27 protein-coding genes are annotated in these 20,451 nt (G+C 31.0%); 2 read left to right on the top strand and 25 right to left on the bottom strand.

Going from position 1 to position 20,451, the window contains the following annotated elements:
* Positions 1–165: 165 nt before the first annotated feature.
* From H033_RS0102880 to H033_RS0102825, 12 genes are all read right to left on the bottom strand, one after another.
* Entirely contained in the window at positions 166–1,686 is a 1,521-nt protein-coding gene (locus tag H033_RS0102880; RefSeq protein ID WP_026836986.1) for a hypothetical protein, read from the bottom strand.
* A gap of 152 nt (positions 1,687–1,838) precedes the next feature.
* Positions 1,839–2,261, bottom strand: coding sequence for a type II toxin-antitoxin system VapC family toxin (locus tag H033_RS0102875; protein WP_026836985.1), 423 nt, complete (start codon positions 2,259–2,261; stop codon positions 1,839–1,841).
* Positions 2,262–2,510 (bottom strand): DUF6364 family protein, encoded by a 249-nt coding sequence (locus H033_RS0102870; RefSeq protein WP_026836984.1) that lies wholly within the window; start codon positions 2,508–2,510, stop codon positions 2,262–2,264. It abuts the gene before it with no gap.
* Positions 2,511–2,726: 216 nt separating this feature from the next.
* Entirely contained in the window at positions 2,727–3,149 is a 423-nt protein-coding gene (locus tag H033_RS0102865; RefSeq protein ID WP_026836983.1) for a type II toxin-antitoxin system VapC family toxin, read from the bottom strand.
* Complete coding sequence (locus tag H033_RS0102860) at positions 3,150–3,398, bottom strand: DUF6364 family protein (RefSeq protein WP_026836982.1); 249 nt, start codon at positions 3,396–3,398, stop codon at positions 3,150–3,152.
* A gap of 235 nt (positions 3,399–3,633) precedes the next feature.
* A complete protein-coding gene (locus H033_RS19365; RefSeq protein WP_051227753.1) occupies positions 3,634–4,533 on the bottom strand; it encodes a hypothetical protein in 900 nt (299 codons plus the stop codon).
* A gap of 161 nt (positions 4,534–4,694) precedes the next feature.
* The gene (locus H033_RS0102850; protein ID WP_026836981.1) at positions 4,695–5,060 is read right to left on the bottom strand and encodes a hypothetical protein; all 366 of its coding nucleotides are present in this window, start codon (positions 5,058–5,060) and stop codon (positions 4,695–4,697) included.
* A gap of 144 nt (positions 5,061–5,204) precedes the next feature.
* Entirely contained in the window at positions 5,205–5,381 is a 177-nt protein-coding gene (locus tag H033_RS21535) for a hypothetical protein (RefSeq protein ID WP_155827682.1), read from the bottom strand.
* A gap of 207 nt (positions 5,382–5,588) precedes the next feature.
* On the bottom strand, positions 5,589–7,175 hold the full coding sequence (locus H033_RS0102840; RefSeq protein WP_026836980.1) for a hypothetical protein: 1,587 nt from the start codon (positions 7,173–7,175) through the stop codon (positions 5,589–5,591).
* Positions 7,176–7,315: 140 nt separating this feature from the next.
* Complete coding sequence (locus H033_RS0102835; RefSeq protein ID WP_026836979.1) at positions 7,316–8,143, bottom strand: IS3 family transposase; 828 nt, start codon at positions 8,141–8,143, stop codon at positions 7,316–7,318.
* Positions 8,144–8,166: 23 nt separating this feature from the next.
* Positions 8,167–8,550 carry a helix-turn-helix domain-containing protein gene (locus tag H033_RS19360; protein ID WP_034886061.1) on the bottom strand — a complete coding sequence of 128 codons (384 nt, stop codon included), beginning with the start codon at positions 8,548–8,550 and terminating at the stop codon, positions 8,167–8,169.
* A 226-nt stretch (positions 8,551–8,776) separates the two neighbouring features.
* Positions 8,777–9,016: a hypothetical protein gene (locus H033_RS0102825; RefSeq protein ID WP_196809410.1), complete on the bottom strand. Its 240-nt coding sequence runs from the start codon at positions 9,014–9,016 to the stop codon at positions 8,777–8,779.
* A gap of 102 nt (positions 9,017–9,118) precedes the next feature.
* Between H033_RS0102825 and H033_RS0102820 the strand changes: the two genes are divergently transcribed.
* Positions 9,119–9,430, top strand: a complete 312-nt coding sequence (locus H033_RS0102820) for a transposase (RefSeq protein ID WP_026836989.1) — start codon at positions 9,119–9,121, stop codon at positions 9,428–9,430.
* 8 nt (positions 9,431–9,438) lie between these two features.
* Positions 9,439–10,326 carry an IS3 family transposase gene (locus H033_RS0102815; RefSeq protein WP_155827685.1) on the top strand — a complete coding sequence of 296 codons (888 nt, stop codon included), beginning with the start codon at positions 9,439–9,441 and terminating at the stop codon, positions 10,324–10,326.
* A gap of 227 nt (positions 10,327–10,553) precedes the next feature.
* Here the strand turns inward: H033_RS0102815 and H033_RS0102810 are convergent, their stop codons facing one another.
* From H033_RS0102810 to H033_RS0102750, 13 genes are all read right to left on the bottom strand, one after another.
* A complete protein-coding gene (locus H033_RS0102810; protein WP_026836987.1) occupies positions 10,554–11,237 on the bottom strand; it encodes a glycohydrolase toxin TNT-related protein in 684 nt (227 codons plus the stop codon).
* Between the two features lie 173 nt (positions 11,238–11,410).
* The gene (locus H033_RS0102805) at positions 11,411–12,931 is read right to left on the bottom strand and encodes a hypothetical protein (protein WP_026836986.1); all 1,521 of its coding nucleotides are present in this window, start codon (positions 12,929–12,931) and stop codon (positions 11,411–11,413) included.
* A gap of 152 nt (positions 12,932–13,083) precedes the next feature.
* A complete protein-coding gene (locus H033_RS0102800; protein ID WP_026836985.1) occupies positions 13,084–13,506 on the bottom strand; it encodes a type II toxin-antitoxin system VapC family toxin in 423 nt (140 codons plus the stop codon).
* Complete coding sequence (locus H033_RS0102795; RefSeq protein WP_026836984.1) at positions 13,507–13,755, bottom strand: DUF6364 family protein; 249 nt, start codon at positions 13,753–13,755, stop codon at positions 13,507–13,509. It lies immediately after the preceding gene.
* Positions 13,756–13,971: 216 nt separating this feature from the next.
* On the bottom strand, positions 13,972–14,394 hold the full coding sequence (locus tag H033_RS0102790) for a type II toxin-antitoxin system VapC family toxin (protein ID WP_026836983.1): 423 nt from the start codon (positions 14,392–14,394) through the stop codon (positions 13,972–13,974).
* Complete coding sequence (locus H033_RS0102785; RefSeq protein ID WP_026836982.1) at positions 14,395–14,643, bottom strand: DUF6364 family protein; 249 nt, start codon at positions 14,641–14,643, stop codon at positions 14,395–14,397.
* 235 nt (positions 14,644–14,878) lie between these two features.
* Positions 14,879–15,778 (bottom strand): hypothetical protein, encoded by a 900-nt coding sequence (locus H033_RS19355; RefSeq protein ID WP_051227753.1) that lies wholly within the window; start codon positions 15,776–15,778, stop codon positions 14,879–14,881.
* A 161-nt stretch (positions 15,779–15,939) separates the two neighbouring features.
* Complete coding sequence (locus H033_RS0102775) at positions 15,940–16,305, bottom strand: hypothetical protein (protein WP_026836981.1); 366 nt, start codon at positions 16,303–16,305, stop codon at positions 15,940–15,942.
* A 144-nt stretch (positions 16,306–16,449) separates the two neighbouring features.
* Positions 16,450–16,626, bottom strand: a complete 177-nt coding sequence (locus tag H033_RS21530) for a hypothetical protein (RefSeq protein ID WP_155827682.1) — start codon at positions 16,624–16,626, stop codon at positions 16,450–16,452.
* A 207-nt stretch (positions 16,627–16,833) separates the two neighbouring features.
* Positions 16,834–18,420 carry a hypothetical protein gene (locus H033_RS0102765; RefSeq protein WP_026836980.1) on the bottom strand — a complete coding sequence of 529 codons (1,587 nt, stop codon included), beginning with the start codon at positions 18,418–18,420 and terminating at the stop codon, positions 16,834–16,836.
* A 140-nt stretch (positions 18,421–18,560) separates the two neighbouring features.
* On the bottom strand, positions 18,561–19,388 hold the full coding sequence (locus H033_RS0102760; protein ID WP_026836979.1) for an IS3 family transposase: 828 nt from the start codon (positions 19,386–19,388) through the stop codon (positions 18,561–18,563).
* A 23-nt stretch (positions 19,389–19,411) separates the two neighbouring features.
* Positions 19,412–19,795 carry a helix-turn-helix domain-containing protein gene (locus H033_RS19350; RefSeq protein WP_034886061.1) on the bottom strand — a complete coding sequence of 128 codons (384 nt, stop codon included), beginning with the start codon at positions 19,793–19,795 and terminating at the stop codon, positions 19,412–19,414.
* 216 nt (positions 19,796–20,011) lie between these two features.
* Positions 20,012–20,428, bottom strand: coding sequence for a hypothetical protein (locus H033_RS0102750; RefSeq protein ID WP_026836978.1), 417 nt, complete (start codon positions 20,426–20,428; stop codon positions 20,012–20,014).
* Positions 20,429–20,451: the final 23 nt, after the last annotated feature.

Genomic DNA, 20,451 nt, shown 5'->3' with positions numbered 1-20,451 from the left:
ATTATTATGATTGTTTTTTGTCGTTCAAAATATTATGCCCAACGGTCTTGTTTAACGCAAGTGGCGTGGTGTAAGGACGCGAACTTGTCGACTTTAGTTCTTTTTTAATTGGTCTCTAAAATAACACTTTTCACCAGAATGCCCGCTATTTGCTGTTAAACGATGTTAGGCAAAGTTGCTTTCCAACCAACTTTCTATTTCATTAAAAGAAATTATTCTTTCTTCGCTATTGAGAATTGGAAATCTTGTAATAACAAAGTGTTCTATTTTATTGATTTTCAATTTATCAATTAATAATTTTTCTCTATCATATTCCTTTTTTAATGCTCTTTGTAAACTTCTAATCAAATATTTATTATATCGAATAAATTTTTCCTGATCTGATTCTATCAAAGTTAAATCGATTGCATTATTCTTGCATTGAAAATTATAAATTGTTTTATCTCTAATTGTAACTACATCGAATTCTTTTTGATTAATTCTGGTAATATCCGTTATTTGAAAATTATAATTTTCCAAGATTTTTTTTATCATATCTTCAAATACGAAGCCAGCGTGTATTTGAAATTTTTTCTTCTTATTTAATATGAAATTTTTGAAATAGTAGAGGAATCTCATCAATAAGTTGACATTCGTGTAATACTTATCTTCTAATTCTATAAATGGATGAAATGAATTTAGGTTTACCCAGTAATCATCTTCTGTTTGAAATAATTGATTTTTTAATAGTTTTTGATTTTTAATAGAATAAAAACTAATGAAATCTTCCAAATTTGATTTTGTAATTGTAAAAAAATAATCATCCGAAATACTTTCTACTATTTCATTTATAAATCTTGAGAATATTTTGAAATCTGTTTCATCAATTTTATATAAAGCATATGCTTTTTCTATTAATTGTATAGAATGTAATAGCTCTTTTTTTGAAAATATTTTATCTCGATCTAAATCTATCCAATTGAATTGTTCAATTTGATTGTTTCTGTGCAAAACTTGGTCAAATATTGAAAGCCTTTCTGGTTCATTAGAAAATCTTTCTAGAGGTTGAAATGTATAATTCCCTTCTAATTTTTGTCCATCGGATTTAGCTTGATAATCATTAAATATTTTAGACAAAACTCTTTGTTGATTAATAGTCGTAAGTGATACGCAATTCAATTCTATAATTGGTAAAAAGATATTTAATAAGTCGGATTTTTCGGCTATATTATTACCTTGAGAATGCTTTGGAATTAAATATAGTAAGGTTACAAAGTATCGTCTTCTTTTCTGATAATAATTAGCAACATCTAGTAATGTTTTAATTTTATTAAATTCCTCTATGCCATTATCTGTTATTTTGAACGAATGCGAAATTGCAATTGTCTGTATGGTAAACTGAAAAAAACGATCACGTGTTTTAGATTTGTATTTTGATCCTATAATATTGGAAATTGACATTAACCTATCAAAATCTGGAGGAAAAGTAATAGAAGTACTCTCTACCAACTTTTTTTCTTTATCTGTAAAATTTCCAAAAAATATAAGGTTGATAAATTCTTCTAATGATTGAACAAGACTATGCCATTTTGGAAATAAATCTATTGCAGAATAGTTTTTTAACATATTCTGAATATGACTGGAGTGGAGTTGTAATTCTTTGTTTAATTTATTATGGAATTCTTGTTTAGTTAGATTCTCTATCATTGATTGCAATTTTGCCTAACGGTCTTGGTTAAGGCAAGTGGCGTGGAGTAGGGACACGTTCTTGTCGGCTTAGTTGGTTTTTTACTTGGTCTCTAAAATAACACTTTTCATCAGAATGCCCGCTATTTGCGCTTAACCGATGTTGGGCGGAGTTATTTTGTTTTTAAACTCTGCATATATTCATCAGCAGTCATAACTGGCAATAAAGACTTTTTAAAATCTTTTCCATTTCTGGTTATTATAATCTCACAATCTGAATCTAATGCGCTAAAATATTGAAGTGCATCTTCGAAATCTGAAAAGGAAGAATTTAATCCCTTTTCAATTATATGTTCGTCTAATTTACAGATTTCACAAATGATTTTAAATTTTCTTAGTTTTTCTTGTGCGATCTGTGCAGACTCAAATTTTGAAAGGAAATAGTTTAGAGTTGCAAATGAGATAGGTGAAACCACAAACGTTAATATTTCTTTGTCAGCTAATGTTGCTAATTTTGCAATAGAGTCATAAAACGGATCTCGCTCACCCAGTAAATCAAGAATTACGTTTGTATCTAGAAATAATCTTTTTTTCATCTATTTATATTTCTCCAATAATTGATCAGAATATTCTTTCCTATAATTTAAGTCAGCTGGAATTTTTGTTCCAGTAGCTAAACTTTTAATAAATGGAGAAATTTCAAAATCTGAATCTTTCTTGTCGGTTGTCAATAATTGCAAATATGATTCTACAATTCTAGACAAACTCATTTTTTTGTCTGATGCATATTCTTTCGCTCTTTCGATTATTTCTTGATTAAGCTTTAAAGTCAGTTTTGTATCCATAATAAATTTTTAATACGTACAAAAATAATTAAAATATCCGTATAAATTAAATTTTAGCTGAATTTTTCTGAATAATTGCGCCCAACGGTCTTGGTTAAGGCAAGTAGCGTGGAGTAGGGACACGTTCTTGTCGGCTTAGTTGTTTGTTATTGGTATCTAAAATAATACTTTTCATCAGAATGCCCGCTATTTGCGCTTAACCGATGTTGGGCGGAGTTATTTTGTTTTTATACTCTGCATATATTCATCAGCAGTCATAACTGGCAATAAAGACTTTTTAAAATCTTTTCCATTTCTGGTTATTATAATCTCACAATCTGAATCTAATGCGCTAAAATATTGAAGTGCATCTTCGAAATCTGAAAAGGAAGAATTTAATCCCTTTTCAATTATATGTTCGTCTAATTTACAGATTTCACAAATGATTTTAAATTTTCTCAGTTTTTCTTGTGCGTTCTGTGCAGACTCAAATTTTGAAAGGAAATAGTTTAGAGTTGCAAATGAGATAGGTGAAACCACAAACGTTAATATTTCTTTGTCAGCTAATGTTGCTAATTTTGCAATAGAGTCATAAAACGGATCTCGCTCACCTAGTAAATCAAGAATTACGTTTGTATCTAGAAATAATCTTTTTTTCATCTATTTATATTTCTCCAATAATTGATCAGAATATTCTTTCCTATAATTTAAGTCAGCTGGAATTTTTGTTCCGGTAGCTAAACTTTTAATAAATGGAGAAATTTCAAAATCTGCATCTTTCTTGTCGGTTGTCAATAATTGCAAATATGATTCTACAATTCTAGACAAACTCATTTTTTTGTCTGATGCATATTCTTTCGCTCTTTCGATTATTTCTTGATTAAGCTTTAAAGTCAGTTTTGTATCCATAATAAATTTCTAATACGTACAAAAATAATTAAAATATCCGTATAAATTAAATTTTAGCTGAATTTTTCTGAATAATTGCGCCCAACGGTCTTGGTTAACGCAAGTGGCGGGAGTAGGGTCGCGTTCTTGTCGGCTTTGTTGTTGGTTTCTTAATGACTAAAATATAACTTTTACTTGAATACCCGCTAATTTGCGATAACCGATGTTATGCGCCGCTTAGTAAATGCACTTATTTTTAATTTATAGAATGCGGATTAGGAAAAAGTATATTCATATTATAGTCATTTGGTACATTATATATTAACTCTCCGTTATCGTTAAAATCAATCGCAGCTCTCATTGCTCCAATCCTAACCTCGGAATTATCTCTCTTTATAATGCAAAGTGAAACTCCTTTTAATCCTAGTGCTTTTTTATGAATGTTTGGTCTAAAACATACATTATAAGCTTTTTTTAATTTTACTGATGGATAGCACCAGGCTTGTTGTTTTTCTATAGGTAGAAAGTCAAAATAATCTTTTGTTATTATTTCTGATACACGATATAAATACTCTGTTCCAATACCAACATCTTTTGTGAATTCAGTGATTAAAAAATTATTTATTATTCTCAATTTTTGATTTTGTTCTTTAGATAAACTTTTATTTTCTTTCCATTCTCCAATTTTTAAAGCTTCAATATCTTGTTTAGCTTCATAAGTCATTAAAGCAAATATTTCACCCTCCTTTATTTTCATTTCCTCAATTGCAGTTTCTTGGGAATAAGGACAAGTGTATAGTAAAGATTCTCCTATATTATTTAGTCGCCCTCGATTTTCTACTACTGGTGGTTCCCAAGCATCTTTTTCGGTCTTCATTTTATTCAAAACAACATTTAAATCGGACGTATCAAATTTTCTGATGCGATAAAATGGAGTTCCGGTTTTAAAGGTGGTAATATGAACAATAGAGCCACCGTAAGATTTGTTTTTTAGATTATAAGAAATGACTTGTTTAATTCTTTTCTTTAACTCTTTATCTGAAATAGTTTTTAAGTCAATTTCTCTAAATTCTTCAATTCTATCGTATAATTCATCTATTGATGTTTTATCTAAGAAACCTTTGAATAATTTTTTATGATAATCTGAATCTTCCATTTGAATTTGTATCCTGTTCTAAGTGAAGCATAACGGTCTTGGTTAAGGCAAGTGGCGTGGATTAGGGACACGTTCTTGTCGGCTTTGTTGGTTATTACTTGGTCTCTAAAATAAAACTTTTCAAGCAAATACCCGCTATTTGCGCTTAACCGATGTTAGCTTTAGTTACTTCTAATTACGAATTTTGATTTATCGTTTTTCAAATCCACGAATAATATTCCTAAATCATTTTGTAACTGTATTTTTAATTTTTCAAATGACATTTTTTCCCAACTATAGTCAATCCTTTTTGATTTATCATCATAAATTATTTCTTCTGAATATTCTGAGTTCAATAATTCAGTCAGTTCTTTTAAGTCATAATTAATAATTTTAATTGAATCATTTGATCTAGATACTTTATATGCATTATTTCCATAATTGTTAATGAAATTAGAATATCTTAATGAATCCTGAATATTGATCTCATACGATTTATATTTTTTTATTTCCAATTTCAGTTTTAAATTATCCAAAATTTCACTCAAGACAATTTCATTTATAGATCGACTTTCATCTTTTTGTTTTATTAATAAATCATAATATTTATTTTTTAATTTTCTATTTTCGAAAATAATATTACTAGTGTCAGTTTCAATCAGTATTCCAAAAATCTTCTTTAAGCTTATTCTTTATGCATTTACATTTAATGGTGATTCTTGAATATTATTTGTAAAGCCACGATGAAATTTTGTAGCTTTTTTAATTTCAAGCACATGAGTTTCCTTATCTGATTTTATTGATTTTTCTTTGCAAGCATTCAAAGAAATCATTAAAATAAGTAGAATTATAATTTTTATTTTATTCATCTTGGTTCATTTTGGAACTTAATTAAAGCTAACGGTCTTGGTTAAGGCAAGTAGCGTGGAGTAGGGACGCGAACTTGTCGGCTTTGTTGTTTGTTTCTTGGTCTCTAAAACAACACTTTTTGTTCAATTGCCCGCTATTTGCGCTTAACCGATGTTAGGGACAGTTATTTAATATTTTCTTCCATTTGTTGAATGAAATTTTCAGGTTTAATTCCAATTTTTGTAAGTCCCTTTTCTAAGGCATTCCAACGCTGCTCTGTTTCGATGGAGAGTGTTCGTTCTCTCATTCCAATCATTGAATAAGCGTCCTGCATTAAGTATTGTTTTAATTCGACTGGACAATTTGGATTCTCTAGAAGTATTTCTTTCTTCAATTTTTCTAATTGAAGATTCTCTATTTTCTTCAAATTCAATTTGAGTGTTTTTTTTATTTTCTCGATATTCTCTTGCAACTTTTGTTCTGTCTTCTTTAATCTTTTCTTTTTCTGATTCAACTCTATATTGTTCAAATTTTTCAAGTCGCTTATATTTTCTTGGTAATCCTTCTCTAGATTTGACAATATCTCCAATTCTTGATTCAGTATCTCTAATTTCTGATTCAATTTCTCTTTCTTGCTCTCTAATTGAATGTTCTGATCTCTCAAAATCTTCTGCTCCGAGGAAAGACTTTCTAATTTCTCGGAGTTTGTCTTCAAGTTCTTCTCTTTTGTTAATATATCTTCCTTCCAGATCTCCACTTTGTTTTTCAACTGAGTCCTCATATTCTTCTTTTGTGTCTCGAAACTTTCTTTCTTCAATTTCAATTCTAGCTCTTTCAGATTCAATTTGTGCTGTTCTCTTTTCAAATTTTCGAGAAATTCTTTTTCTAGTTTCTTCTCTTCTTGTTGCGAGTTTATTTCTAAGTCTTTCCGTATTTTCTTCAACTCTAGATATTTCAGATCTAAACTCTTTTTCAATTTCTCTGTATTGTTTTGATCCCAAATACCTTGTAATTGTTCGTACAAGGTCTCTAATTTGAAATTTTCTGCAGTCGAAAGTTTCTTCGAAAAATCTTTTTTGGAATTCATCAATCTGTGAAACTCTCTCTGAATCATCTTTGGGAGAGAATATATACTTAGTGCGTTCTTCTTCATAGTTGTAAACCCATTTAATATAATTAGTCTTTGAAAAGCTTTTTTCAATATTTTCAAGAGAATCTTTAGGAATAGTAATTTGAACAGTATTAATACCTAATCTTCTAATTTTAGTCAATTTCTCTACATCGATTTTGTGAGTTACAACTATTTCAATTAGGAGAATTGGTTTGTTTTGTGCATTGAAGAATGTAACGTCTGGCCTAATCAATAAATTTCTAGAATCTATTTCTGGATTTTTTCCAAACTTTACTTCTCCAGAATCTGTTTCATAAAATGTAATTTCAGATTTGGTATATTTTGCATCAATAAATTTAGAATCACTGATTTGAAATGCTTTGCCATCAATTCCTTCTGGCGGGTATTTGTAAAGTGTAGGAACCCTTATACGTTTAATCCTATTTAATATTAAAACTGCTTGGTCATGGCGATAGTCTTGATTACTAAAAGTGCACTTTCTTTCACTTTTCTTTACATCATTTGGATCGTGGCGAAAATAAGATTTTCTTCCTCTTATTTTTGTTTTTACAGCTTGCATTTCATTTTTACATCCGATACAGAAATATCCTTTTCTTCCACTTTCTACATCTAGAATATAAAGCGGTTCTTCCTTAACATTTTCTGCATACTCATTTTGATCTTCAGCTTCGTGTTTTTTCATACGGATCTCTTGTCTTGTCCTGAAATAGGTTGACCTTTTTTGTGTTAAAGGTTTTCATTTATAAATATCGTTTTTCTTCACGGAACATTGACAACTTCTTCAAAATTTTTCCTTCGGTTTTGAAAAAGTTGCCAACATTCCTAGGCCATTTTCTTTTTATAGGATTTGTATTTTATTGTATTGTACTTTTTGTGGATATGATCTGGTGTTTCCAGGCCAAGGCTCCAATGCAGTCTTTGCCCGTTATATACCTGAACTGCCTGCTTCATGATCTGTCTTGCTATGATGACGTTCTTGATTGTTTTCTTTAGTCCGAACTCATATTTGAGTATTCCGTTTATCCTTTCTGCAACTGCATTTTCGTAGGGGTCGTATTGTTGAGTTGTACTTAATACAAAATTGTTCTTGTCGGCAAATTCCGTGAACTCCGGACAGCAATACTGTATTCCCCTATCTGAATGGTGTATGATGCTCATATGTTTGAATTTCAGGTTCTTGATTGCCATGTCCAAGGCCTGCACGACCAATGTTGCCCTCATGTTGTCGTCGAGTGCCCATCCCATCAGTTTTTTGGAATATGCATCTGTTACCAGAGCCAGATAGGCGTGTCCATCATCAGTCTTTATATAGGTGATATCGCTTACGAATACTTGTTCACTGTGCGAGATTTCCATATCCTTTATTAGGTTTGGTGATTTATAGAATAAGTGTTTTGAGTCTGTTGTAATGTGGTAACGTTTGGTCTTCTTGACCAGCATTCCATAACTTCTTAGCAGGTCGAAGAGCGCGTCCCTGCCCATTTTTACATTTTGCTCCATAATCCCTTTTTTGATGTACTTGACCAGTTTTCTGGTGCCTGCCTTTGCGTGTGTTTTTCTTTCTTTACGTACAAGTTCCAGGACTATTTCGTCCCTTTTCTCTTTGGTATAATTTGCTTTGATTCTTTTGTAATAAGCCTGTTTGCTTATCCCGAGGCATTGATAGAGCCATTTTATTTTGAAAGGCTTTGTTTCTTTTTCTCTATCTCTTTTGCTAATGCTTCGGGCAAGTACTTTTTTGAAAGGTGCTCCCCGGTAATATTTTCAAAATCGGCAATGACATCTTGTTGAAATTCTTTTACAAACTCCAGTTCTTCAATACGTTGCTTCAATTTTTTGATCTGATCGTTCTTGCTCATACTCATGGATTTATTCTCGAAGTTACTCAATTTCTTAATCCAGTATTCAATGGAACTTCGAGAAATGTTATACTTGTTTGAAGCATGATTTACGGAGATCTGTCCGTTAGCTATTTCATCAATTATCGAAAGTTTCATGTCGAAACTAACTTTTTGATACTTCTTTTTTCGGCAGGTGCCATTCTTTGGTGTTTCCATAGGTGACTAAAAGTGTTTAATTTTTGGTCAACCTATTTTAGGACGAGGCATTTCTCACAATTGCTTACAACGGTCTTGGTTAAGGCAAGTGGCGTGGAGTAGGGACACGTTCTTGTCGGTTTTGTTGTTTGTTTCTTGGTCTCTAAAATATAACTTTTTGTTCAAATACCCGCTATTTGCGCTTAACCGATGTTGTGGAGCGTTATAAGTTCTGAATTGATATTCATTAACTCTCAACACTAATTTCGTTTAGGTTTTCTACATTCAAAATATCATTTATCGTGTCATTTGGAGTCAGCCATATAATTCCTCCGATTCCTCCAATTATCAATATCCTCAACAGTGATTTATTGAAATCTGTGCTGTATTTCATAAAACCAATAATTCCTACAATAATTAGGATTGGAAGTCCAATTTCATTAAACGCATTCATTGGCCATCTCATTATGGAAAAAAGTATCCCCAAACATGTGAAACTTAATCCGAAACCTAATCCAATTGATCCGTATAGTTTAGCCCCCAATAAGTTCGGAGTGATATTTTAAATTTCAAATAATACCTTTGAGATATGAAATACAAGAAATGGAGTCTAGAAGAAAAGTTAGAAATCCTATCTTCTTCAGAAGAACTGGGCATTGTTGAAGCCTGCCGCAAATACAGTGTTAGTACTGGTACTTTTTATAGTTGGAAGAAGAAATATGACACCCAGGGAGAAGTAGGCTTAAAAATGACCTATGACATTCGTAGTAAAGAGTTAAAGCAGGCAGAAGAAGAAAATAGGATACTCCGGAAGTTGTTAAGTAACAAGGAGATCGAATTAGAAGTTCAACGAGAGCTTTTAAAAAAAAAGTTTGGGACGTCCGATCCAAGAAAAATTTAGTGGATGCTATGTTCTTAAAACACAACATTGGTAAAACCAAACTTATTGATATGGTAGGTATGGTCCACAGTAGTTATTATAGAAAACCCAGTGCTGCTAAAAAGGGAAATAGGCCAAGCGAATTCACCTATCACGACAATAAAGGTTTGGTTAGTCAATTTGCTGTTATTGAGTCCGTTAAATCAATATTAAGTCATCCATTTATAGATTGCGGTTACAGGCTTATGACTTCATATTTGAATCGGGATGGATATACAATAAATCATAAAAAGCTCTATAGAATAATGAAAGAAGCCAATCTATTGAAGTTGGACGACCGAATAGATAGGAGTGGTTCTGGCCGAAAATTTGTTAAGTTCAGAAAAGTTATCACTACAAAACCCTTTGATTGCCTAGAAATGGACATCAAGGTGGTTTGGATCCCCAGTGCTGGTAAAAATGCCTATTTGCTATCTTTAATAGACGTGCATACTCGTAGAATACTAAAAGACCTTTTTGCTTTTTCTATTAAACAAGATCAAGTGATAAAGTTGCTCTCAGAATTGTTTATGGCTTATCAATATCCTGATAGTGTTGTAATCAGAAGTGATAATGGAAGTCAATTTATAGCGAAAAATGTAAGGGAATACCTAGGATTGATAGGAGTAAGTCAAGAATTCACACACATAGCAACTCCCGAAGAAAATGCCCATATAGAAGCGTATCATGGAATTTTGAGGAAAGAAGTCTTTAAGAGGTTTGAGTATAGGACTTTCGGGGAAATAGAAAAAATCCTTAAAGAATACGTGCTATTCTACAACAACGAAAGGCTACACGGACTACTTGGTAGAATAACACCTATGGAAAAATGGAACGCAGATAAACACCTTATTTTAATAAAAAAATTAACCGCATAATTTTAACTAACGAAATTTAAAAGAATACTCTTGTTTTATAGGGGTCAAAACAATATGATTATTTGTTCGGATTTTTTAACTGCTGCATAACGGTCTTGGTTAAGGCAAGTGGCGTGGAGTAGGGACACGTTTTTGTCGGCTTAGTTGTTTGTTTCTTGGTCTCTAAAATAACACTTTTTAATCAAATGCCCGCTATTTGCGCTTAACCGATGTTGGGCATAGTATTTTTACTCCAATTTCGTTTTTTTTACGATATGTATTCCACCAATTTCATAAGCAACACTAATTGGTATAATTTTATCTTTTAAATAAAAATTTCCGTTTTGAAATGGTGTAATTCGTTCGTCAACTAAGAAAAAATATTCTTCTCGACTGGTTAATATATTTAGATTTTCATTTGTAAGTTCTATTTGATCAAAGTAATCAACAATTCCAAGTTCATTCAATTCAGGTATTGTCACTTTTTGAGAGTTCATTTCGCAAAAGTGTTTTTCTCCAAGACCTGGCATTCCAAACCAAGGTGCTGCTTGTGCAACTTGTAATGAAATTTTTGAGGTGTCATCGTTAAAAAGAAAATGTTTAATTTCAAAAGTCTCAAATTCTGGCGGTAATGATTTTTTCGGAAATGGTTCTTCTGCTCTCCAAAAGAACATCACTTTATTCCGCCAAGCTGGATCATTCCGATCTTCACAAATTAAATTAGTTGTCCAATAATGCATATAAAGATCACTTGTACGTAAAAGAATAGTTGATTTTTCAATCCCTTCTTTTTGTTCGTCTGTTAAAGATCTAATTATTCTGAATATAGATTCGTTGTCAACAGCAACAAATGTTTCTCCTTTGTTTAATTGAACACTTTCATTCTCAGCTTTAGATTCTTTTTTACCAAATAATTTGTCAAATATTCCCATCAAATAAAATTATTATGATTGTTTTTTGTCGTTCAAAATATTATGCCCAACGGTCTTGTTTAACGCAAGTGGCGTGGTGTAAGGACGCGAACTTGTCGACTTTAGTTCTTTTTTAATTGGTCTCTAAAATAACACTTTTCACCAGAATGCCCGCTATTTGCTGTTAAACGATGTTAGGCAAAGTTGCTTTCCAACCAACTTTCTATTTCATTAAAAGAAATTATTCTTTCTTCGCTATTGAGAATTGGAAATCTTGTAATAACAAAGTGTTCTATTTTATTGATTTTCAATTTATCAATTAATAATTTTTCTCTATCATATTCCTTTTTTAATGCTCTTTGTAAACTTCTAATCAAATATTTATTATATCGAATAAATTTTTCCTGATCTGATTCTATCAAAGTTAAATCGATTGCATTATTCTTGCATTGAAAATTATAAATTGTTTTATCTCTAATTGTAACTACATCGAATTCTTTTTGATTAATTCTGGTAATATCCGTTATTTGAAAATTATAATTTTCCAAGATTTTTTTTATCATATCTTCAAATACGAAGCCAGCGTGTATTTGAAATTTTTTCTTCTTATTTAATATGAAATTTTTGAAATAGTAGAGGAATCTCATCAATAAGTTGACATTCGTGTAATACTTATCTTCTAATTCTATAAATGGATGAAATGAATTTAGGTTTACCCAGTAATCATCTTCTGTTTGAAATAATTGATTTTTTAATAGTTTTTGATTTTTAATAGAATAAAAACTAATGAAATCTTCCAAATTTGATTTTGTAATTGTAAAAAAATAATCATCCGAAATACTTTCTACTATTTCATTTATAAATCTTGAGAATATTTTGAAATCTGTTTCATCAATTTTATATAAAGCATATGCTTTTTCTATTAATTGTATAGAATGTAATAGCTCTTTTTTTGAAAATATTTTATCTCGATCTAAATCTATCCAATTGAATTGTTCAATTTGATTGTTTCTGTGCAAAACTTGGTCAAATATTGAAAGCCTTTCTGGTTCATTAGAAAATCTTTCTAGAGGTTGAAATGTATAATTCCCTTCTAATTTTTGTCCATCGGATTTAGCTTGATAATCATTAAATATTTTAGACAAAACTCTTTGTTGATTAATAGTCGTAAGTGATACGCAATTCAATTCTATAATTGGTAAAAAGATATTTAATAAGTCGGATTTTTCGGCTATATTATTACCTTGAGAATGCTTTGGAATTAAATATAGTAAGGTTACAAAGTATCGTCTTCTTTTCTGATAATAATTAGCAACATCTAGTAATGTTTTAATTTTATTAAATTCCTCTATGCCATTATCTGTTATTTTGAACGAATGCGAAATTGCAATTGTCTGTATGGTAAACTGAAAAAAACGATCACGTGTTTTAGATTTGTATTTTGATCCTATAATATTGGAAATTGACATTAACCTATCAAAATCTGGAGGAAAAGTAATAGAAGTACTCTCTACCAACTTTTTTTCTTTATCTGTAAAATTTCCAAAAAATATAAGGTTGATAAATTCTTCTAATGATTGAACAAGACTATGCCATTTTGGAAATAAATCTATTGCAGAATAGTTTTTTAACATATTCTGAATATGACTGGAGTGGAGTTGTAATTCTTTGTTTAATTTATTATGGAATTCTTGTTTAGTTAGATTCTCTATCATTGATTGCAATTTTGCCTAACGGTCTTGGTTAAGGCAAGTGGCGTGGAGTAGGGACACGTTCTTGTCGGCTTAGTTGGTTTTTTACTTGGTCTCTAAAATAACACTTTTCATCAGAATGCCCGCTATTTGCGCTTAACCGATGTTGGGCGGAGTTATTTTGTTTTTAAACTCTGCATATATTCATCAGCAGTCATAACTGGCAATAAAGACTTTTTAAAATCTTTTCCATTTCTGGTTATTATAATCTCACAATCTGAATCTAATGCGCTAAAATATTGAAGTGCATCTTCGAAATCTGAAAAGGAAGAATTTAATCCCTTTTCAATTATATGTTCGTCTAATTTACAGATTTCACAAATGATTTTAAATTTTCTTAGTTTTTCTTGTGCGATCTGTGCAGACTCAAATTTTGAAAGGAAATAGTTTAGAGTTGCAAATGAGATAGGTGAAACCACAAACGTTAATATTTCTTTGTCAGCTAATGTTGCTAATTTTGCAATAGAGTCATAAAACGGATCTCGCTCACCCAGTAAATCAAGAATTACGTTTGTATCTAGAAATAATCTTTTTTTCATCTATTTATATTTCTCCAATAATTGATCAGAATATTCTTTCCTATAATTTAAGTCAGCTGGAATTTTTGTTCCAGTAGCTAAACTTTTAATAAATGGAGAAATTTCAAAATCTGAATCTTTCTTGTCGGTTGTCAATAATTGCAAATATGATTCTACAATTCTAGACAAACTCATTTTTTTGTCTGATGCATATTCTTTCGCTCTTTCGATTATTTCTTGATTAAGCTTTAAAGTCAGTTTTGTATCCATAATAAATTTTTAATACGTACAAAAATAATTAAAATATCCGTATAAATTAAATTTTAGCTGAATTTTTCTGAATAATTGCGCCCAACGGTCTTGGTTAAGGCAAGTAGCGTGGAGTAGGGACACGTTCTTGTCGGCTTAGTTGTTTGTTATTGGTATCTAAAATAATACTTTTCATCAGAATGCCCGCTATTTGCGCTTAACCGATGTTGGGCGGAGTTATTTTGTTTTTATACTCTGCATATATTCATCAGCAGTCATAACTGGCAATAAAGACTTTTTAAAATCTTTTCCATTTCTGGTTATTATAATCTCACAATCTGAATCTAATGCGCTAAAATATTGAAGTGCATCTTCGAAATCTGAAAAGGAAGAATTTAATCCCTTTTCAATTATATGTTCGTCTAATTTACAGATTTCACAAATGATTTTAAATTTTCTCAGTTTTTCTTGTGCGTTCTGTGCAGACTCAAATTTTGAAAGGAAATAGTTTAGAGTTGCAAATGAGATAGGTGAAACCACAAACGTTAATATTTCTTTGTCAGCTAATGTTGCTAATTTTGCAATAGAGTCATAAAACGGATCTCGCTCACCTAGTAAATCAAGAATTACGTTTGTATCTAGAAATAATCTTTTTTTCATCTATTTATATTTCTCCAATAATTGATCAGAATATTCTTTCCTATAATTTAAGTCAGCTGGAATTTTTGTTCCGGTAGCTAAACTTTTAATAAATGGAGAAATTTCAAAATCTGCATCTTTCTTGTCGGTTGTCAATAATTGCAAATATGATTCTACAATTCTAGACAAACTCATTTTTTTGTCTGATGCATATTCTTTCGCTCTTTCGATTATTTCTTGATTAAGCTTTAAAGTCAGTTTTGTATCCATAATAAATTTCTAATACGTACAAAAATAATTAAAATATCCGTATAAATTAAATTTTAGCTGAATTTTTCTGAATAATTGCGCCCAACGGTCTTGGTTAACGCAAGTGGCGGGAGTAGGGTCGCGTTCTTGTCGGCTTTGTTGTTGGTTTCTTAATGACTAAAATATAACTTTTACTTGAATACCCGCTAATTTGCGATAACCGATGTTATGCGCCGCTTAGTAAATGCACTTATTTTTAATTTATAGAATGCGGATTAGGAAAAAGTATATTCATATTATAGTCATTTGGTACATTATATATTAACTCTCCGTTATCGTTAAAATCAATCGCAGCTCTCATTGCTCCAATCCTAACCTCGGAATTATCTCTCTTTATAATGCAAAGTGAAACTCCTTTTAATCCTAGTGCTTTTTTATGAATGTTTGGTCTAAAACATACATTATAAGCTTTTTTTAATTTTACTGATGGATAGCACCAGGCTTGTTGTTTTTCTATAGGTAGAAAGTCAAAATAATCTTTTGTTATTATTTCTGATACACGATATAAATACTCTGTTCCAATACCAACATCTTTTGTGAATTCAGTGATTAAAAAATTATTTATTATTCTCAATTTTTGATTTTGTTCTTTAGATAAACTTTTATTTTCTTTCCATTCTCCAATTTTTAAAGCTTCAATATCTTGTTTAGCTTCATAAGTCATTAAAGCAAATATTTCACCCTCCTTTATTTTCATTTCCTCAATTGCAGTTTCTTGGGAATAAGGACAAGTGTATAGTAAAGATTCTCCTATATTATTTAGTCGCCCTCGATTTTCTACTACTGGTGGTTCCCAAGCATCTTTTTCGGTCTTCATTTTATTCAAAACAACATTTAAATCGGACGTATCAAATTTTCTGATGCGATAAAATGGAGTTCCGGTTTTAAAGGTGGTAATATGAACAATAGAGCCACCGTAAGATTTGTTTTTTAGATTATAAGAAATGACTTGTTTAATTCTTTTCTTTAACTCTTTATCTGAAATAGTTTTTAAGTCAATTTCTCTAAATTCTTCAATTCTATCGTATAATTCATCTATTGATGTTTTATCTAAGAAACCTTTGAATAATTTTTTATGATAATCTGAATCTTCCATTTGAATTTGTATCCTGTTCTAAGTGAAGCATAACGGTCTTGGTTAAGGCAAGTGGCGTGGATTAGGGACACGTTCTTGTCGGCTTTGTTGGTTATTACTTGGTCTCTAAAATAAAACTTTTCAAGCAAATACCCGCTATTTGCGCTTAACCGATGTTAGCTTTAGTTACTTCTAATTACGAATTTTGATTTATCGTTTTTCAAATCCACGAATAATATTCCTAAATCATTTTGTAACTGTATTTTTAATTTTTCAAATGACATTTTTTCCCAACTATAGTCAATCCTTTTTGATTTATCATCATAAATTATTTCTTCTGAATATTCTGAGTTCAATAATTCAGTCAGTTCTTTTAAGTCATAATTAATAATTTTAATTGAATCATTTGATCTAGATACTTTATATGCATTATTTCCATAATTGTTAATGAAATTAGAATATCTTAATGAATCCTGAATATTGATCTCATACGATTTATATTTTTTTATTTCCAATTTCAGTTTTAAATTATCCAAAATTTCACTCAAGACAATTTCATTTATAGATCGACTTTCATCTTTTTGTTTTATTAATAAATCATAATATTTATTTTTTAATTTTCTATTTTCGAAAATAATATTACTAGTGTCAGTTTCAATCAGTATTCCAAAAATCTTCTTTAAGCTTATTCTTTATGCATTTACATTTAATGGTGATTCTTGAATATTATTTGTAAAGCCACGATGAAATTTTGTAGCTTTTTTAATTTCAAGCACATGAGTTTCCTTATCTGATTTTATTGATTTTTCTTTGCAAGCATTCAAAGAAATCATTAAAATAAGTAGAATTATAATTTTTATTTTATTCATCTTGGTTCATTTTGGAACTTAATTAAAGCTAACGGTCTTGGTTAAGGCAAGTAGCGTGGAGTAGGGACGCGAACTTGTCGGCTTTGTTGTTTGTTTCTTGGTCTCTAAAACAACACTTTTTGTTCAATTGCCCGCTATTTGCGCTTAACCGATGTTAGGGACAGTTATTTAATATTTTCTTCCATTTGTTGAATGAAATTTTCAGGTTTAATTCCAATTTTTGTAAGTCCCTTTTCTAAGGCATTCCAACGCTGCTCTGTTTCGATGGAGAGTGTTCGTTCTCTCATTCCAATCATTGAATAAGCGTCCTGCATTAAGTATTGTTTTAATTCGACTGGACAATTTGGATTCTCTAGAAGTATTTCTTTCTTCAATTTTTCTAATTGAAGATTCTCTATTTTCTTCAAATTCAATTTGAGTGTTTTTTTTATTTTCTCGATATTCTCTTGCAACTTTTGTTCTGTCTTCTTTAATCTTTTCTTTTTCTGATTCAACTCTATATTGTTCAAATTTTTCAAGTCGCTTATATTTTCTTGGTAATCCTTCTCTAGATTTGACAATATCTCCAATTCTTGATTCAGTATCTCTAATTTCTGATTCAATTTCTCTTTCTTGCTCTCTAATTGAATGTTCTGATCTCTCAAAATCTTCTGCTCCGAGGAAAGACTTTCTAATTTCTCGGAGTTTGTCTTCAAGTTCTTCTCTTTTGTTAATATATCTTCCTTCCAGATCTCCACTTTGTTTTTCAACTGAGTCCTCATATTCTTCTTTTGTGTCTCGAAACTTTCTTTCTTCAATTTCAATTCTAGCTCTTTCAGATTCAATTTGTGCTGTTCTCTTTTCAAATTTTCGAGAAATTCTTTTTCTAGTTTCTTCTCTTCTTGTTGCGAGTTTATTTCTAAGTCTTTCCGTATTTTCTTCAACTCTAGATATTTCAGATCTAAACTCTTTTTCAATTTCTCTGTATTGTTTTGATCCCAAATACCTTGTAATTGTTCGTACAAGGTCTCTAATTTGAAATTTTCTGCAGTCGAAAGTTTCTTCGAAAAATCTTTTTTGGAATTCATCAATCTGTGAAACTCTCTCTGAATCATCTTTGGGAGAGAATATATACTTAGTGCGTTCTTCTTCATAGTTGTAAACCCATTTAATATAATTAGTCTTTGAAAAGCTTTTTTCAATATTTTCAAGAGAATCTTTAGGAATAGTAATTTGAACAGTATTAATACCTAATCTTCTAATTTTAGTCAATTTCTCTACATCGATTTTGTGAGTTACAACTATTTCAATTAGGAGAATTGGTTTGTTTTGTGCATTGAAGAATGTAACGTCTGGCCTAATCAATAAATTTCTAGAATCTATTTCTGGATTTTTTCCAAACTTTACTTCTCCAGAATCTGTTTCATAAAATGTAATTTCAGATTTGGTATATTTTGCATCAATAAATTTAGAATCACTGATTTGAAATGCTTTGCCATCAATTCCTTCTGGCGGGTATTTGTAAAGTGTAGGAACCCTTATACGTTTAATCCTATTTAATATTAAAACTGCTTGGTCATGGCGATAGTCTTGATTACTAAAAGTGCACTTTCTTTCACTTTTCTTTACATCATTTGGATCGTGGCGAAAATAAGATTTTCTTCCTCTTATTTTTGTTTTTACAGCTTGCATTTCATTTTTACATCCGATACAGAAATATCCTTTTCTTCCACTTTCTACATCTAGAATATAAAGCGGTTCTTCCTTAACATTTTCTGCATACTCATTTTGATCTTCAGCTTCGTGTTTTTTCATACGGATCTCTTGTCTTGTCCTGAAATAGGTTGACCTTTTTTGTGTTAAAGGTTTTCATTTATAAATATCGTTTTTCTTCACGGAACATTGACAACTTCTTCAAAATTTTTCCTTCGGTTTTGAAAAAGTTGCCAACATTCCTAGGCCATTTTCTTTTTATAGGATTTGTATTTTATTGTATTGTACTTTTTGTGGATATGATCTGGTGTTTCCAGGCCAAGGCTCCAATGCAGTCTTTGCCCGTTATATACCTGAACTGCCTGCTTCATGATCTGTCTTGCTATGATGACGTTCTTGATTGTTTTCTTTAGTCCGAACTCATATTTGAGTATTCCGTTTATCCTTTCTGCAACTGCATTTTCGTAGGGGTCGTATTGTTGAGTTGTACTTAATACAAAATTGTTCTTGTCGGCAAATTCCGTGAACTCCGGACAGCAATACTGTATTCCCCTATCTGAATGGTGTATGATGCTCATATGTTTGAATTTCAGGTTCTTGATTGCCATGTCCAAGGCCTGCACGACCAATGTTGCCCTCATGTTGTCGTCGAGTGCCCATCCCATCAGTTTTTTGGAATATGCATCTGTTACCAGAGCCAGATAGGCGTGTCCATCATCAGTCTTTATATAGGTGATATCGCTTACGAATACTTGTTCACTGTGCGAGATTTCCATATCCTTTATTAGGTTTGGTGATTTATAGAATAAGTGTTTTGAGTCTGTTGTAATGTGGTAACGTTTGGTCTTCTTGACCAGCATTCCATAACTTCTTAGCAGGTCGAAGAGCGCGTCCCTGCCCATTTTTACATTTTGCTCCATAATCCCTTTTTTGATGTACTTGACCAGTTTTCTGGTGCCTGCCTTTGCGTGTGTTTTTCTTTCTTTACGTACAAGTTCCAGGACTATTTCGTCCCTTTTCTCTTTGGTATAATTTGCTTTGATTCTTTTGTAATAAGCCTGTTTGCTTATCCCGAGGCATTGATAGAGCCATTTTATTTTGAAAGGCTTTGTTTCTTTTTCTCTATCTCTTTTGCTAATGCTTCGGGCAAGTACTTTTTTGAAAGGTGCTCCCCGGTAATATTTTCAAAATCGGCAATGACATCTTGTTGAAATTCTTTTACAAACTCCAGTTCTTCAATACGTTGCTTCAATTTTTTGATCTGATCGTTCTTGCTCATACTCATGGATTTATTCTCGAAGTTACTCAATTTCTTAATCCAGTATTCAATGGAACTTCGAGAAATGTTATACTTGTTTGAAGCATGATTTACGGAGATCTGTCCGTTAGCTATTTCATCAATTATCGAAAGTTTCATGTCGAAACTAACTTTTTGATACTTCTTTTTTCGGCAGGTGCCATTCTTTGGTGTTTCCATAGGTGACTAAAAGTGTTTAATTTTTGGTCAACCTATTTTAGGACGAGGCATCTGTGATAATTGTCCCTAACGGTCTTGGTTAAGGCAAGTTGCGTGGGGTAGGGGCACGTTATTGTCGGCTTTGTTGTTTTTTAATTGGTCTCTAAAATAATACTTTTCATTAGAATACCCGCTATTTGCGCTTAACCGATGTTACCTGCAGGCTTTTTTTAGTCATTAGGTTAACATAATCAATATCAGTATTAATGTAAAAATTCCAACTGCTGTTGTGTATTTACCCATTTTCTTTGATTTTGTCCAACCTGCTAAAGAAATGATGGTTATTAGGGATATAATTCCCAAAAAAAACGAAATTGCTCCTACAATTCGTGGAAGCAATAAATCACTTTCGATTACTTTCGAAGGATATCCAATAGTTGTCATCATTAGAATGTTAGTCCATGCAAAAACTGAAATTAAAAAGAAACTAGCTGTTAATGTTGATACAATCATAATATTTTTGAACAATCTAGTATTCACTTCTGATACTAAAAGATTTGCAATTACTGCAATTGTAAATCCGCCAAGTAACGAACTTATCATTATTATTTGGTCAGCAAGTTTATTCCAGTATTCAAATGTAATTTCAGTCATAAATTCAATGTGTTTTTCTTTTT

The sequence above is a fragment of the Gillisia sp. JM1 genome (assembly GCF_000424645.1).
GTDB lineage: Bacteria > Bacteroidota > Bacteroidia > Flavobacteriales > Flavobacteriaceae > Gillisia.
This window is presented reverse-complemented; position numbering and strand designations above follow the sequence as displayed.

Coding starts and splice junctions, on each gene's coding strand:
- H033_RS0102880 (WP_026836986.1), bottom strand. CDS start 1,686: ATGATAGAGAATCTAACTAAACAAGAATTCCATAATAAATTAAACAAA.
- H033_RS0102875 (WP_026836985.1), bottom strand. CDS start 2,261: ATGAAAAAAAGATTATTTCTAGATACAAACGTAATTCTTGATTTACTG.
- H033_RS0102870 (WP_026836984.1), bottom strand. CDS start 2,510: ATGGATACAAAACTGACTTTAAAGCTTAATCAAGAAATAATCGAAAGA.
- H033_RS0102865 (WP_026836983.1), bottom strand. CDS start 3,149: ATGAAAAAAAGATTATTTCTAGATACAAACGTAATTCTTGATTTACTA.
- H033_RS0102860 (WP_026836982.1), bottom strand. CDS start 3,398: ATGGATACAAAACTGACTTTAAAGCTTAATCAAGAAATAATCGAAAGA.
- H033_RS19365 (WP_051227753.1), bottom strand. CDS start 4,533: ATGGAAGATTCAGATTATCATAAAAAATTATTCAAAGGTTTCTTAGAT.
- H033_RS21535 (WP_155827682.1), bottom strand. CDS start 5,381: ATGAATAAAATAAAAATTATAATTCTACTTATTTTAATGATTTCTTTG.
- H033_RS0102840 (WP_026836980.1), bottom strand. CDS start 7,175: ATGAAAAAACACGAAGCTGAAGATCAAAATGAGTATGCAGAAAATGTT.
- H033_RS19360 (WP_034886061.1), bottom strand. CDS start 8,550: ATGGAAACACCAAAGAATGGCACCTGCCGAAAAAAGAAGTATCAAAAA.
- H033_RS0102820 (WP_026836989.1), top strand. CDS start 9,119: ATGAAATACAAGAAATGGAGTCTAGAAGAAAAGTTAGAAATCCTATCT.
- H033_RS0102815 (WP_155827685.1), top strand. CDS start 9,439: ATGTTCTTAAAACACAACATTGGTAAAACCAAACTTATTGATATGGTA.
- H033_RS0102810 (WP_026836987.1), bottom strand. CDS start 11,237: ATGGGAATATTTGACAAATTATTTGGTAAAAAAGAATCTAAAGCTGAG.
- H033_RS0102805 (WP_026836986.1), bottom strand. CDS start 12,931: ATGATAGAGAATCTAACTAAACAAGAATTCCATAATAAATTAAACAAA.
- H033_RS0102800 (WP_026836985.1), bottom strand. CDS start 13,506: ATGAAAAAAAGATTATTTCTAGATACAAACGTAATTCTTGATTTACTG.
- H033_RS0102795 (WP_026836984.1), bottom strand. CDS start 13,755: ATGGATACAAAACTGACTTTAAAGCTTAATCAAGAAATAATCGAAAGA.
- H033_RS0102790 (WP_026836983.1), bottom strand. CDS start 14,394: ATGAAAAAAAGATTATTTCTAGATACAAACGTAATTCTTGATTTACTA.
- H033_RS0102785 (WP_026836982.1), bottom strand. CDS start 14,643: ATGGATACAAAACTGACTTTAAAGCTTAATCAAGAAATAATCGAAAGA.
- H033_RS19355 (WP_051227753.1), bottom strand. CDS start 15,778: ATGGAAGATTCAGATTATCATAAAAAATTATTCAAAGGTTTCTTAGAT.
- H033_RS21530 (WP_155827682.1), bottom strand. CDS start 16,626: ATGAATAAAATAAAAATTATAATTCTACTTATTTTAATGATTTCTTTG.
- H033_RS0102765 (WP_026836980.1), bottom strand. CDS start 18,420: ATGAAAAAACACGAAGCTGAAGATCAAAATGAGTATGCAGAAAATGTT.
- H033_RS19350 (WP_034886061.1), bottom strand. CDS start 19,795: ATGGAAACACCAAAGAATGGCACCTGCCGAAAAAAGAAGTATCAAAAA.
- H033_RS0102750 (WP_026836978.1), bottom strand. CDS start 20,428: ATGACTGAAATTACATTTGAATACTGGAATAAACTTGCTGACCAAATA.